The sequence below is a fragment of the Amycolatopsis sp. NPDC104775 genome (assembly GCF_055583325.1).
On the sequence record NZ_JBVJOE010000010.1, the window covers coordinates 297,554 to 311,915 of the forward strand.

Here is a 14,362-nt window from a genome sequence, read left to right on the forward strand (position 1 = left end):
TCAGCCGACGTACGCGGTGAAGGAGTGCTTCGCCTGGTACCAGATCGAGATGCCGACCGCGCCGGCCGCGGCCACGCTGCGCAGGTCCAGCGGGCCGGGCCGGTCGGCGAGGAACGTGAAGTTCCGGATCTGCGCGCCGGGCACGTAGTCGCCCTCGTTGCCGGATTTGCTCGCCCGCACGAAGTCCATCTGCTTGATCTCGATGGTGTCGCCGTACCCGCAGAACAGGTACAGATACGGCGGACGGCCGGCGAGCGGGATGTAGAAGTGGTCGCCGTTCGGGGCTGCGGGAATCAGCATCAGAGTCTCCTCGTCATTGCCGGGGGCGGGCCCGGTGCCGCCGCCGGGAAGCGGGATGTATTGCTCGTCGATGTCGCACGTGATCCGGTCGACGTCGACCGTGCCGTCGTTGCGCTGCCACAAATGGGTCCAGGTGCGCTCGGCGGCCGTGGGCTGCGAACCGCAGCGCCAGTACCACGACACGATCCCGGCGTCGTGCACCGCGCGCAGCGTCTCGGAGAATCCGTAGAACCCGGCCCGGCTCTGGCCGACCACACTGGTGAACCCGCGGGCGAAGCGCACGACATCGTCGAGCTGGTAGGCCGCCGCGTGGCTGTCGGCGGCGCAGGCGATCAGCGCCGAGTCCGGGACGCCCATCGCGCGTGCGTCCGCGAGGCCTGCCTGCCCGAACGCGACCCCGCGGGCGAAGTCGTCATCGTTGCGGCTGCCCCACGCGTCGTCGGTGCCCAGCTCGACGACCAGCGCGACGGTGATCCCGCCGCGGACGAGGTTCCGGTATTCGGCCCCGGTGAGCCGTTTCGTGCCGCGGCCCAGTCCGGCGTAGCGGATCACGCCGTCGAAACCGGCGGCCTTGAGCGAGGACGGGCTCAGCTGGCCTTTGGAATAGTCAGCCCAGCGCATGGTCCGCCTCGGTTTCGGCGTAGCTCGGCGGCCGGTTCGACCCGAGCAGCACCCGCGCAAGCCACGGCGGCATCTGCGGTTCGAGCTGCCGCAGCAACGCGTAAACGATGGCCAGGACGACCGGGACGATGATCTGGTTGCCGAGTCCGGCCATCGCGTCGGTCACCGAAGCGGGCAGGCCGAGCGAGACGAGCCACGCGACGAGCGCCGACCACAGGCCGGGGACGACGGTGCGCAGCCAGGAGGTGAGGTGGTCGCTGAGTTGCGTGGTCGATTGCGGCATGGCTGGTTTCTCCGGATCGGTCGAGGGTGGGGGCGGCTCGGTTGACGACGTGACAGTGGTTTCCGGCTCGACCGGTTTCGGGATCGGAGACGAGGTTTCGGCTGGGTGCGTCAGCGTCGCGGCTGAGGCGGACACGGCTGAACCGTTCCCGCCCGCGCCCGCGCGAGCCGGGCCTTCTTTCGGCTGTGCTGCCGCCAGACCGGCTGATTTCTCCGCCTCGAACACCACCGAATCGGCCGGATGGACGACCGGCGGAGCCTCGATCTCTTTCTTCGGCGGGTCTGCCGGAGGCGCGGGTTCGGGCGCGACGGGATCTGGCCCCGTCCGGAAGAGCGGTTCGAAGGTGTCCGGCGGATGAGTCACCGTGCCGTTCGCGTCGAGCACGCCCAGCACCGCGTAGTGGTACTCGACCCCGTGCGGCGGGACCGGACGCGGACCGTCGTCGTCGCGCGGCCATTCGACATCCCCGGTGACCGTGCGGGCCGGGATCTGCCAGTAGTCCCCGCGCCGGTAAGTGCCGCCCCGCCCGGGCGCCACGTCCGCCGACGTCCTCGGCGGGGCCTCGAATCGCACCTGGACGCCGTCCTCCAGGTCGATCCACGTGTTCTCGACCAGCGGCACCGCGCCGTCCGCGCTGTCGCCCGGGGCGAGGTGGTCCCAGCGGCGCAGGAACGGGTGCAGGTCCGGATCGGAACCGGGGCCGCAGCGTTCGTCCAGTTCGTCGTCCAGCGTGACCAGCCGGTCCGCCGGATCGATCGCGACGACTTTCCGCAGCGCCGGCGCGGATCCGGGCCGGTCCTCGGCCGGGAGGTCGTCCGCGGCGCGGGTGGCGGCCGCGTCGTCGAGCAGTTCGACCCAGTCGCCGACGTCCAGGTCCAGTTTGCTGTCCCGGCCCAGCGTGCCGAGCGTCACCGTGGCCCCGGACACCGAGACGATCGGGAACACCACCGACGCGTTCTCCCGCGACCACTTGAAGGTCGCCCCGTGCAACGTCGACCGAAATCCCTTGGTCGGCACGGAATCCGTCCACGCGCGTCCGCCGGTGTGCACCTCGACGCGGTACAGCTGGTTCTCTTGGCCGCGGAACCGCGCCTCGGGCGGCAGATGGCAAGCATCGGTGTCGCCCGGGTGTTTCGCCTTAGCGGCAAGGAGACCGGGTTCCGGGTTCAGCGATCGCTGGAAGGACTCGAAGTCCTCGACGCTTTTTCCCGCGCACCAGGCCACCTGCCAGACGACCTTGGCCCGCGCCGCGGTGTCCGGACCGGGATCGCCGAGCGCGACCTCGCGGATCGCCGGGTCCTGCAGCACGGTGATCAGCCGTTCCCACACCCGCAGGTACACCACGAACGGCCCGGTCTCGGGCAGCGTGTCCTTCTCCTCGTCGAGGTAGCCCTCGGGCTGGGTCCAGTAGCTCGTGGGCGAGTCGTTCCCGACCAGCAGCCCGTCGACGTACAGCCGGCCCGCCGAGATCCGCAGGTCGGTGATTTTCGCCTGGTCCAGGTCGGGGTCGAGGCGGAACCCGCGCGCGCCGGCCGGCGCGGCGGACGGGCCGAGCAGGTCGGCCACCGTGGTCCGCAGCTGGTGCAGCAGGATCGCGGCCTGCTCGTTCGCGTCCGCGTCGAGCTGGACCCGGCCCTGCTGCGCCAGCACCGCGGAGAAGTGCTTCCGCGAATCGAAGGTGCGGCGCGAGAAGTCGGCTTGCATGGCGGTCTCCTAAGTGGCGAACAGGATGCCGGCGTCCGTGCCGGCCGGGGTGTACTCGGCGAGCCGCAGCCGGAGACTGTCCTCGCGCTGGGGCTGGAACAGGTCGTGGAAGACCCCCATCTCCGAACCGTCCTCCGCGCCGCGGCTGATTTCCTCCGGCCCCGGCCGCGCGAGCTGTGCGTACCCCGGGGTGCCGTAGCGGACCGAGGTGAAGCGGGGAACGACGCGGGCCGGATCGCCGGAATGCTCTGGCTCGCAATGGAATCGGGGCGGGGTGCGCGAACTCTCCGGCAGCCAGCAGAACCGCACGCAGCCGTCCTGCCGCCGGGCGATCCGCACCCGTCCGTCCATTATGGAGTTTTCGAGCAACCCGGCGGCGTGCGCGAAAACGGAGCCGAACACCGTGCACCGGCTCGCGTTGACCACCGCGTGCGCGCAGCCGTCATCCGGACCGGACAATGCGGCGAGGCCAGGCCCGGCGGCATCGAGAACGCTGTCGACGAGCCGGATCTGGTTGGGTTCGCGGTGCACTTCGTCCGCGGTGACGAGGATCGTGCCGATAATGCTGTGCTCCACGCGAAGGCAGGCGGGAGTGTCGGTGAGTTCGACGCTCGCCTCTTCCTCGTGTTCCGGACAGCACTGCGCGTCGAGTGACCAGCCGGGCACTAAAGTGCAGTGCCGCAGGGCGAACTGCCCGACCGGGCCGTGCACCTGCACGCTGCGCCCGGTGATCAGCAGTCCGTCGAAGACGACCTTCGGCAGAGGATCGTCTTTCGCGCCGCGGTCGGTCCCGATGATCCGCAGCGCGTCCGGGCGGTTGCTGTTCCAGTCGAGCAGGCGCAGTACCGGACGTTTTCCGTTCGCTGCCCGCAGGGTGAGGCAATCTCCGCGGTCGACCGTCAGCTTGATCTGTTCCTGATACGCCTCGTTGTCGGTGAATTCGATGACCGCCTCGCGTGCGGACGGGTCGGTTTCCTTGTCCCGCTGCCATTCCTCGACGGCTTCCATGACGAGTTCGTGGTATCCGGGGCCGACCCGGTAGACGTGTTCCGGCGATTCCGTCGCGCGCGGGTATTCGCCGGCACCGAGATCGTCGGAAAACCCGTAGTGGTAGTCGACCCACACTCCCGACTCCGGGGCCTGCCGCGCGGGGAAGGCGATCCGGCCGAGCACTGGGTCGAGTGCGACCTTCCCGTGCGCGGGCCGGTAGCGCCAGCCGGACAGATCCGCGGGAACGATGTCACCCAACGGCACGGGCTTTCCACCACTGAGGTAAACGCAGAGACTCTTGCCTGGTCCATAGTAGACAGCCGGACGCTCGGCGAAAGCCTGCCGTCGAATAAAAACCGGCACGTTCGTCTCGTCGGCGATGTGGTTTGGCGAGGGTTCCCGCACCGGAGAGACGATGAGCGGAGTGTCGTTGCCCAAAATATTGAACGTGAACCGGGTGCGGGCCCGGTCCTCGCAATACGCGGGCCCGTTCGTGATCGAATACGGTTTGAGCCGCCACACGTACAAGCCGATCTCCGGGATGCCGTAGCGTCCGATTCCGCGATGGGACGTGATCCGCCGGACGTCGATCGAATGCGCGAGTTCGTCGAACGGCCCGTCGAGCCGGTCGAGTGCGTCGGCTTCGTGAAGGTCGGCCAGCTGGCCCCTGGTCAGCCTCCGCCGGTCTGCCCGCGGGTCACGGCCGTGCAGCCGGACAGCCTGCGAAACCGCCAGCAGCTGCCGGAATTCGACTGCTCGCGACGGCCACTCCGCAACGTCCTCGGCGAGTTGTTCCAGCAATGCCAAGGTGCCTTTGCGCCGCCGGTTGCCGACGGTGTGCGCGACATCCCGGCGAGGCGCGAGAGCGGACAGCAGCCGCCGGGCCGCCGCCGAGCCCGTCGCGAGCGTCTCATCCGCGCCCGGAAGGATCCGGTACCCGACGAGATCGCCGAGGTAGGGCGCGACCCAGTCCTGGCAGGTCTCGATGAACCAGTCCGCGTACAGCGCGTCCAAGCCGGCACCGATCAGGTCGGCCTGTTCGGTGATTACGCCCAACAGAGCTTTCAGCGGTCCCGCGTTTTCCTCGTCGCGCCGCCGGTAGACCGACGGCATCAGCTCGTAGAGCCGGTCCGGATTTCGGGTCATGGGATCCTCACCAACGTCAACGCCTCCGGCACCCCGGCCGGAAGCACCGCGAGCCGAGCAGGCCGGATACCGCGATACACGGTCAACTTCTGCCCCTTCTGAAGCTCCGTCGAGTCGAGACCTGGGTTCAGCCGCACCAGTTCGTCCACGGTCAACCCGTGCCGGAGCGCGATCGTCGTCAAGGTGTCCGGGCCGAAGCCGTCCACGAAGCTCACTTCATCGAAGACTTCCTCGAAATGCGCCCCGGACGCTCCGACGCACGGCTTCGCCTCGGTGAGCCGGTCCGCGACCGTGGCCAGCTCGATCGGCGTGACGTCGCCGTCGATGCCGTCGAACACGTTGATCGCGGCGTAATCGACGCCTGGCACGGCCTGGATCGCCGCGAACGCTTCGCTGAGGAACGCCGGCTCGCCGAGTTCCCGCCGGGCGAAGGAAAACTCGTCCAGCAGTGCGGCGCGCACCGCGGGTTCCACCAGCTCCCAGGTGTAGTCCGGCGCCACCTTGATCCCGGCGTGCAGCACGAGCAGCACCCGTTCCCGCACCGCGACCCGCACCTCGACGCCGCGGTCGCCGAAGCTCGCCAACGCCGCCTCCAGCGCGACCACCGAGCCGGACGACGCGTCGATCCGCGCGTCCCCGGTCGCCGCGACTGTCACGTGCACGACCCGCCGTCCGCCGTCGGAAAGCTTGACTGCCTTGGCTTTCCCGATCCCCGCTCGGGCCCGGGTGAAGTCCTCGTAGTCGCGGACCGACACCAACCGGTCGAGCGCGAGCATCCGCAGCGGGATCGACGCCCGGACGTCCGCCGGTCCGTCCCCGTCCGCTCCCCCGCCGGACGGCAGCGGGTTGGTCACCGCGCGCACGCCCGGCGGTCGGCCGGTGGCCTGGTTGATCTGCCCGGCCGCGACATTCCCGTCGTGGCCCGCGCCGATCCGGTACACCGCCGTCACGTTCTCCGTGCCAGCGGGGATGCGCGCGCCATGAACGCCGTCGCCGAACCGGAGCGTCCGGGTGCCACTCGCTCCGACGGACACCTCGTAGTCGTGGCCCGTCGGCCCGGACCAGACCAGCCCCTCGGTTTCGTGCCAGCGCACGCCGGACACGCGAGCGGCGAGCGTGCTCTCCGCGCCGGAGGCGGTGGCGGACGGCCGGAACGTGAGCGGGTTGTCCGCATTGACCTGACGCAGCGGGAACAGCTGGTTCGGCACGCCCGGATTGCCGCTGCCGAGCACCTCGGTGCGGGTCTCGCCTTGGTCGGCCTCCACGACGTTGCCGTAGACGGTCACCGTGTCCCGGCGATACCGGTACGACAGCGCGGTGGCCAGCGACAGGAAGGTGCGGACCCGGCTGCCGTGCCGACCAGGTTCGACTCGCTGCCGGATACCGGCCACCATCGTCACCTCGGCGGCCTGGACGCCGCTGGTGTGCGGCACGTCGGTGCGTTCGCCGGACACCACCAGCCACCGGCCGGGCCGGAGCCCGTCGTAGACTCGCGCCAGTTCGATCTCGTTGCCCTGCACTTCTTTGGTGATCGGGTCGCCGACCGCGGTGAGCGCCTCGCCGCGCGCCCAGACGACCGTGCCCTCCGCCGGGACCGGCGAGACGACCTGGTCCACCGTGATCTTGGTGACCTGTTTGGTCCCGACCGGCGCGGTCTGGTTCGGAACGGTGACCTTGACGGTCTCCAGTTCCACCGACGTCACCTGCGCGACGGACCGCTGGCCGTCCGCCGATTCCACCACGACCCAGCTGTCTCGGGTAATGCCGTCGTACACCGCGTCCAGCCAGATCGACGTGGTGTACGCGGCGTCCGCGAACGCACCGGCCGGACGAGCTATCGCGACGGCCCGGGTCCGCATCACCTGCACGCCGGACAGCTCCGGCGGGGGCGCGATCTGTTCGTTCGCCCACGCGTGGTGCAGATTCGGGCCCAGCCGCGGGTCGGCTTCGATGAGCAGCTTCGGGTGCACGTCGGAACCGGCGTGGAACAATTGATCTATTGTGGACGGAAGGTCCATCGCCTTGCGGGGCGGCCGGGACGGTTCGCGCCGCAGCCATGGCAGCACCGGAGTGAGCCCGACCAGCGCCACGGCCCGGTCGCATTCGGTACCGGCCGTGGATCCGCAGTCCTGGAAACGGTATTGCGGTGCCGTGCAGAACAATCCACTGGCGAAGTTGTTGAGATAGCGCAATTCCGGGTCGTTTTCGCGCAACGCGGCGGTACAGAGCCGCAGCAGCACGTCTGTCGCGTCCGAAACTGGCCCGACGAAAGAGCGGAACCACTCCTGGACCGCGCAGCTCGCGTGCGCTCTGGCGAGCACGGCTTGTTCCGCGAGTTCAGTGCTGAGCTGGTGGGCCGTGCGGGCCAGGACATAGCTCATCGTGACCGGAGTGCCGAGACTGTCCAAATAGGTCTTTGTGGTCGTCAGAGCAGTGACCGTGTCGTCAACCCAGGACGATGACGCGGGTGGTCGCCACAACGCCGAGCCAATCGCCGAAACGAGTTTGGCTATCGCCTGGTTCAGGTCGTCGAGGCTGAGCGTGGTGACCAGCTTCGCGGTCGTCCGGTTGGCCTGGAAATCCGCTGTCGCTTCAGCGACCACCCGGACTTTCGGCGGGAACGTGCCGAACAGCAGCAGCAACCGGTCCCCCGGTTTGAGTGCCGCCGTGGTGCCCTGGATCCCGATCTGCCCGACGATCGGGGCACTGTCGGTGGTGATGTCCACCGGTTCGGCGGTCGCGACCTGGAGCGCGTTCCACTCTTCGCGGGCTTGGAGTTCCGCCGTGGTCTCGAACGTCTGCGGCAGCTGGTTCTGCGCGGGCACGCTCTTCGCGGCCGTGCCCGCGGGAATCACCGTCCGCGCGCCGGGATCCAAGGTGTAGGCCAGGAAAGTGGTCGCGGACAACGCGGGTCGCGGCGTGTAGCCGACGAGAGTGCCGAGGTGGCCGAGCGATTCGGGTTCGGTGGCGGTCCGCAGGTAGCCCTCGTTGGCGATCCGCTCCTGGTAGAAGGTCAGCACGTCGCCGACGACGGCCCAGCAGTCCAGCAGCGCTATCGCCGGGTCGTCCGGGTCGCGGGTGGTGAGCGGCGCCAGTGCCGCCCGGCTCGCCAGCCGCGCCAGCATCGACTGGAGGAACCCCGCGTAGGTACCGATCCGGCGCGTCAGCGCGGGCAGGCCGGGGCGCTGGTAGGTCGTCGCCGGGGTCATCGGGCCGGGTCGCGCGCAGGAGTTCATCGTCCACCTGCCAGGTCGAGGGTGAGCCGCCCGTTCTCGGGCCGGCTCGGGTCGTCGTCCAGCTGAGCCACCTCGAGCGCTCCGATCGGGAGCGCGCCGGTGGCGAGCGCGGTGCCGGGCGGGCCGAACAGCCGCTCCAGCCGGGTCACCTCGGCGTGCCGCACGCCGGGTACCGCCGCCACGGTCGCGACGATCTGGCCCACCCGGATCGGAGTGCCGAAGGTGAGCCGATCCGGCTGGAAGAACTCGGCGAGCGCCCGCCGCAGGGCGGTGCGCACGTGTCCGGCGATGTGGTCGGGCAGCACCTCGACCCGCACCGTCAGGTCCAGCGGAACGAGCGTCGCGCTGAACACCGAGAGGTCATGGCCGATCCGGCGGTAGCGGTACAGCCCGGCGCGGGTTTCGTCGAGCAGCCAATTCGGCGCGACCTCCAGGCCGAGCGGATCGATCGCGACCTGCGCTTCGTACCAGCTGCCCGTCCACCGCAGGTCGCCCGCGGCCCGTTGCACGCTCGGTGACGCACCGGCCAGCGTGGCGTAGTCGTCCGCGGTGATGGCCCGCAGCAAACGACGGCGGACCTCTTGCGGGGCACGCAGCCGAACCTCGGACACCGGCTCGGGGTCGACTCCGCCCGTGGCAGGCAACGGATTGCGCACGCGTTGGATGCCGGGAACGTCGACGCGGTCGAAAATGACGCTGCTGATCGCTTCGCGGCCGACGTTCCCTGCCAGGCCAGTGCCTACCCGCAGCGAAGCGGTGAGCTGGCCGCCCAGCGGAAACTTCGCACCGTTGCGGCCGTCGCCGAACCTCAGCACCGTCGCGCCGGTGTCGATGACCTCGCCGACGAAGTGCCGGTCGGCCGGTCCGCTGTCGAGCAAATCCCGCTGGGGCAGCCAAACCTCGCGATTTCGGTCGACGACCTTAACCGCGGGCAGCGCCGCGCGCGGATCCGGCCGCGTGGCGAGACTGGCCGGACCACGGAACGCAGGACGATGCTCGTCGAGCTTCCGGCCCTCCTCCGCACCCCAGCTCTGGCTGATCTCCCAGCCCTCGTTCGCGGCGGTGAGCACGTATCCGGCGTGAGCCTGGCGGACGAGGTCTTTCAGCCGAGCCAGCTTGGTTTCCAGCAAGTCATCGAAACAGGCCAGCAGATACCGCAGGGCGCGTCGAGGATGTTCGCGGAGGCCGAGCTTCTTGACCAGCTTGGCTCCGAAGACCACGGTGACGAACTCAATGTCCTCTTCGGACAGTTCACCGCGCCACAGCTTGGTCAGCCGAGCACGGATCCGGCCGGGCAACCCGACCAGCCATCGTGCCTGCGCTGCCGCGATGTCGGCGGGATCCGGGAACGGAACGCTCTGCGTGACCGGCTGGTGCCGCAACTGCGGTTGCACAATCACTGGCAGCGGCGGGTAAGCGGGCTCGGGTTCGGTCTCGCCGCAACCGCAGCCGCAGTCGCGCGGACACTGCGGTTCCTCCGGCGCGGGGTCGGGAACGCAGTGGTTCTCCGGGGCGATCCGCTGGCCGTGCTCGACCAGCACCACGTTCCCCCGGGCAACCCCGACCTCGAGATCGACGCAGTCCGGTCCGCCGCGAGCATTGACACACAACGGAAACGTCAGCGCGTCCTCGCGAGCCCAGATCACTTCCAGCAGCTTCTGCTGATACAGCTCGTCCGTCGTCTCGGTCACCGAGGTCAGCCGGACCGCCTGCCGATGCGTATGGTCAGCGTCGGCCGGAAGACCGGACTGCACGCCGACCAGTTCCTCGAAGAGCAGCACGTCACCAGGTTCGAGTCCCAGCGCCCGATCGCTGTCCACGAGCGTGGCCGAGGTGGCCCCGATGGGGAGGCAGCAGTCATGGTCGCCCCAGGTCCACAGGCTGATCCGAGTGCGCGCGGGGACCAGTTCGACCGGCTCGTCGTGGACCGGCTCAAAGACTTCCGCCGGTCCATCCGAAGCGGGGCCCGCCGTGCTGAACCGGAAAGTCCCCTTCGGGAGCGTGACCTGCTCGGCCGCTTCGATGCACACCCAAGCCCGGGCGGAACATCCGTCGTGCATCGGGTAATCGACCAGCCGGGCGTGCCGCCGCACGGAAACCCGCAGCCGCGCGGTGTCCAGGTACGCCTCGGTGGCCACCGCGTCTTGCTGGTAGCTCAGCCGGTCGCCCTCGTAGGCGAGCAGTTCCGTGAGCATGACGCCGAGGTCCGGGACATGCCGTTCGGTCCACGACGGCATGGTCAGCTTCAACCGGTCCAGCAGCAGTTGCCGGAAGCTGGCGTAATCCTTGCTGAGATAATCGATCTCCACCGCGGCTTCGGCCGGGGGCGCGCTTTCCGTCACCGGTGCGCAATCGACGTCTCCGCAGCTGCCGAACGTGAAGTCCACAAAGGAGTAACGGGGATCGAAGCCCGGATACGGCCTTGTCCCGGGTTTGCCGATCGGCGCGCGTTCCACAATAGACAACCGGTAGGTGGACAAATCCCCGGCACGATCGACCGTCAACCGCACCGCGTCGGCAAGGTCGGGATCGTCGCTGGCCCACAGCTCGACCGCCACGACGGCGATCCCGGTCACGCGCCGCCCGCCGTCGATCCGGAAGTTGGCCGGTGCCAGGTCTTCCGGTGCTTTGCCGAAGAACCCCACGGTCAGCGAGCGACCGTCGTCGCTCACGCTCACCGAGTCGATTCCGTTGCGGCCCGCGACGCGCACGTCCGCCCGGCGGCGTTCGTCCGCACAGCCGATCATGCCGCCCTCCCCGTGATGACGTCCTCGCGCCGTTCTCCGGTCGCGAGAAGGATGTAGCCGATTTCGATCCGCAAGGTGCTTTCCTCAGCGGTGACTTCCAAGTGCTGCACCGTGATCAGGTCGCCCAGCCAACGATGCAACGCACCCTCTGCCGACGCCTGCACCGCCGCCGCCAGCTCCGGACTGTTCGGTTCGAACACCAGATCCAGCAGTCCGCAGCCGAAGTCCGGGCGCATCACCCGCTCTCCTGGCGTAGTGAAGAGCAGCTGTTCGATCAGGTCGAGCACGTGGTTCGCGTAACCGGTCTCGGCGACCCGGCCTCGTTCGTCGAAATGGAACGGGAAGTCGATGTCCACTGTGGTCACCTCCCCGTCACGAGCGGCTGCATCACAAGCACAATCGGCGGCCCCGGCGCGAGAGAGCCGACACAAGTGCCGCCGCCTTGCCCGGCTGGAGGGAGCTGCGTGAGCACCGGAGTCCCGCCCGCCAGCAGGGACGAGATGTTCGTCCATTGCACCGTCGCGCACGGCGGGACCAACGAGCACCCGGCGACGATCAACTGGTCTTTCGTGGTGAGCACTGGCATTCCGTTCACCAGCGCCGCGGGCGGCCCGCTCGGGATGGCGGTCACCGCGCCGCCGTGCGGGCAGGTCATCGTCATTCCGCTGTGGAGCAGGAATCCCGGCATGTCCACACCTCCTAGCTCGGAACGACGAAGGTGCCGTTGTTGATGATCACCGACGTCCCGGCGAGCCGGATGGAGGCGAGACCGGGACCGCAGGACAGTTCGATCCCGGTCTCGTTGAGCTTCACGTACGGGCCGGACGGCCCCATGATCTGCAGCTGGATGCCGCCGGTCGGACCGGGTTGCTGGGTGATCAGCAGGTAGTTCTGCGGCGGCAGCCCGACCGGGGTCAGCGGCGTGCCGATCACGACCTGCGGCACGCCCGGCAGAATGCTGGACGCGATCGGCGGCCCCTCCTCCCGCACGTCGCGCCGGAAGCCCGTCCACACCGCGCGGCCGAGGTCTCCGCCCTGGAACTCGACCCACACGCCGGAACCGATCAGCGGCACCACGTTCATGCCCGGTGCCGCGGTGCTCGCCCGCGCCCAGACGGCGTTGTCACCCAGGACGTCTCCGACTCGCACGAGCAGCCGGTCGAGTCCGAGCGGGTCTACATTGGACACCACCTCGCCCTGATAGGTGCCGTCGAACCGCGTTTCTTCGGTCATGCGCTCACCTGCTGGGAGAAGGGGACGAAACCGTCCCTGGTCAGGCCGAAACTCTGCTTGTACTCGCCGCGTTTGATCTCGTGGGTGACGCGGTTGACGTAATAGAGGCCGTCGTAGGCCAGCCCCGCTCCGCGCACGCCGACCAGCGCGCGGGATTTCAGCACGTGGCCGTACCGGAGCACGTCGAGCTTTCCCTGCCCGGTCACCGCATCCGCCGCCTTCGCGGTTTTGCTGAGGCCGCGCAGCAGGATCTCCGTCGTGGACCGTCCAGCCAAGTCCGGCAGCGGTTCCTCCTGCAGGGCCACCGCGGGACGCGCGGCCAGCGGCGGCCGCAGCAAGGCGATGTCCGGCACCGGAATGGAGAACCCGATTTTCGTATGCGGTTCGGTGATCCGGATCGTGTACTGCTTCCCGGACATCCCGTCGAAACCGAACGACAGGGATTCCACATTGGTCGCCGTCCCGGAATCGACGGTCAGCGCGGGCTGCACGACACCGGCGCGGACTTCCGGCCCCCAGTACCCGATGCTCGCGCCCGGCACCGGACCCGGGATCAGGTAGAACGAGTAACCCGCGTCTTTCGCCAGATCCCGCAGATAACTGAGATCGCTCCCGGACTGCCCTGGGACTTTCTCCTGCGGCAGCTCAGGCTCCCACAGCAGCACCGGCACCGGCGCGGGCACGATTCCGTACATCGCGTACTTCGCCAGTATTTTCAGCACCCGCACGTGCAGCGGCATCCCGGGAAAGACCTCCTGCTCGTACCGGAGGTCCATCAGCGCGGTGAGGTCCTCGCCGGTTACCGTGAGCCGCGATTCGCCCGGACCGGAGCCCGGGCTCATCTCGTGCCGGGTGATCACGCCGTCCATCAGGACGTCCGCCGACCCGCCGACGATCACCGCGAGCACGACCCGCGCGGGCGGATCGAGCAGCCCGGACGGCAGCAACGTCGTGGTGAGCACCGATTTCCGGCTCACCGCAAACGTCAGCTGGAATCCGCTGCGCTCACCCGCGGCTGAGGTGACCTGCACCGACTGCAACGCGTCGACCAGTGCGTGCGGCACCGGCACGGCGAGCGTCCTGCCGATCATCAGCTGCAGCTGAAAGCTCTTACCCACCGGTCCCTCCCGCCGGGATCCCGGGCGGCAGGGTGATCCGCAGCCGCCTGCCCGGCTCCGCCGTCAACTCGTCCGGGTCCATCGCCCGGTTCGCGTCGGCGATCCGCCAGTACTGCTCGGCGTCGCCGAACACCTCGCCGGCGATGCGGTCCAGCCGGTCGCGGGGGTGGACCACGCGCTCGCCGATCTGCGCGAGCTGCTCGGGCTGCGGCAGCAACCGCCGCCGGACGAAGCGGACCGCGCGACCGTCCGGCAGGTCGCGGACCGCGGTGGGCAGGCCGTAGTAACGACTGGTCGCGGAGAACATCGAGCACCTCCTAGACGGTCGGGACGCCGACGTCGGTCACCGGATTGCTGACCCCGTCGGCGAATCGTTCTTTCTGCTGGAGATAGGTCAGATACAGCGTTCCGCCCTTGGCGCGCGCCCCCGGATCGCCGGGGTGCGGGTAGCCGAGATCGTCCACAGTGAGCACTCGCACGGTGACGCTGACCTTGGCCCGAATCGGATTGAGCGCGGCGTCGAACGCTTCCTCGGTGACGCTGAAATCGGTGATCCGCACGGGCAGCACGCGTTTCGGGCCGAGCACGAGCACCGTCAGCGGTGCCTCCACCGGCACGATCTCCAGCTGCCCCTGTCCGGCCAGCAAGTCTTCGTTCTGCAGCTGGGCGTACGTCGGGGACAAGCTTTTCTCCAGCGCACACAGCACAGGAAACAATCCGTCCGGGTATTTGCCCGGTGCGGCGGTGGCGTCGAACTCGGCTTCAAACCGATAGGACTCGTGCGACGGTCCCTTGAGCCGCAACGATTCCAGCCGGTCGCCCGGTTCTCCGCCGACGCCCTGCACCTGCAGGGTCCGGGTGAGCGTGTCCGGGTTGTACTGGAACGGAATCGTCTTCGACGCCCGCCCGCTGTCCGGATCCACCAGCACGAACCCGCCCCGGACGGGATTCAGGCTCTGCGGAAAGGTGGTCATCGTCGTAATT

The 14,362-nt window shown here is 68.9% G+C and carries 11 protein-coding genes; all 11 read right to left on the reverse strand.

All coding sequences use genetic code 11. The annotated features are described in order from the left end of the window. The 11 genes from ACZ63D_RS35655 to ACZ63D_RS35705 are packed head-to-tail and all read right to left on the reverse strand — an operon-like array spanning position 1 to position 14,352. Entirely contained in the window at positions 1–921 is a 921-nt protein-coding gene (locus ACZ63D_RS35655) for a glycoside hydrolase domain-containing protein (protein WP_465358727.1), read from the reverse strand. After that, positions 908–2,908 carry a DUF6519 domain-containing protein gene (locus ACZ63D_RS35660; protein ID WP_465358728.1) on the reverse strand — a complete coding sequence of 667 codons (2,001 nt, stop codon included), beginning with the start codon at positions 2,906–2,908 and terminating at the stop codon, positions 908–910. Before ACZ63D_RS35660 ends, ACZ63D_RS35655 begins: the two co-directional genes overlap by 14 nt. A gap of 9 nt (positions 2,909–2,917) precedes the next feature. After that, on the reverse strand, positions 2,918–5,044 hold the full coding sequence (locus ACZ63D_RS35665) for a hypothetical protein (protein WP_465358729.1): 2,127 nt from the start codon (positions 5,042–5,044) through the stop codon (positions 2,918–2,920). Then, a complete protein-coding gene (locus ACZ63D_RS35670; RefSeq protein ID WP_465358730.1) occupies positions 5,041–8,280 on the reverse strand; it encodes a putative baseplate assembly protein in 3,240 nt (1,079 codons plus the stop codon). Before ACZ63D_RS35670 ends, ACZ63D_RS35665 begins: the two co-directional genes overlap by 4 nt. Next, complete coding sequence (locus ACZ63D_RS35675; protein WP_465358731.1) at positions 8,277–11,027, reverse strand: putative baseplate assembly protein; 2,751 nt, start codon at positions 11,025–11,027, stop codon at positions 8,277–8,279. The genes ACZ63D_RS35670 and ACZ63D_RS35675 overlap by 4 nt, the downstream gene beginning before the upstream one ends. Then, positions 11,024–11,383 carry a GPW/gp25 family protein gene (locus tag ACZ63D_RS35680; protein ID WP_465358732.1) on the reverse strand — a complete coding sequence of 120 codons (360 nt, stop codon included), beginning with the start codon at positions 11,381–11,383 and terminating at the stop codon, positions 11,024–11,026. The genes ACZ63D_RS35675 and ACZ63D_RS35680 overlap by 4 nt, the downstream gene beginning before the upstream one ends. 5 nt (positions 11,384–11,388) lie before the next feature. Then, positions 11,389–11,715, reverse strand: a complete 327-nt coding sequence (locus ACZ63D_RS35685; RefSeq protein ID WP_465358733.1) for a hypothetical protein — start codon at positions 11,713–11,715, stop codon at positions 11,389–11,391. A gap of 11 nt (positions 11,716–11,726) precedes the next feature. Then, entirely contained in the window at positions 11,727–12,260 is a 534-nt protein-coding gene (locus ACZ63D_RS35690) for a phage baseplate assembly protein V (protein WP_465358734.1), read from the reverse strand. Further along, positions 12,257–13,378 (reverse strand): hypothetical protein, encoded by a 1,122-nt coding sequence (locus ACZ63D_RS35695; protein WP_465358735.1) that lies wholly within the window; start codon positions 13,376–13,378, stop codon positions 12,257–12,259. Before ACZ63D_RS35695 ends, ACZ63D_RS35690 begins: the two co-directional genes overlap by 4 nt. Continuing rightward, positions 13,371–13,685 carry a LysM domain-containing protein gene (locus tag ACZ63D_RS35700; protein ID WP_465358736.1) on the reverse strand — a complete coding sequence of 105 codons (315 nt, stop codon included), beginning with the start codon at positions 13,683–13,685 and terminating at the stop codon, positions 13,371–13,373. Before ACZ63D_RS35700 ends, ACZ63D_RS35695 begins: the two co-directional genes overlap by 8 nt. Before the next feature lie 10 nt (positions 13,686–13,695). Next, on the reverse strand, positions 13,696–14,352 hold the full coding sequence (locus tag ACZ63D_RS35705) for a hypothetical protein (RefSeq protein WP_465358737.1): 657 nt from the start codon (positions 14,350–14,352) through the stop codon (positions 13,696–13,698). Between the last annotated feature and the right edge of the window lie 10 nt (positions 14,353–14,362).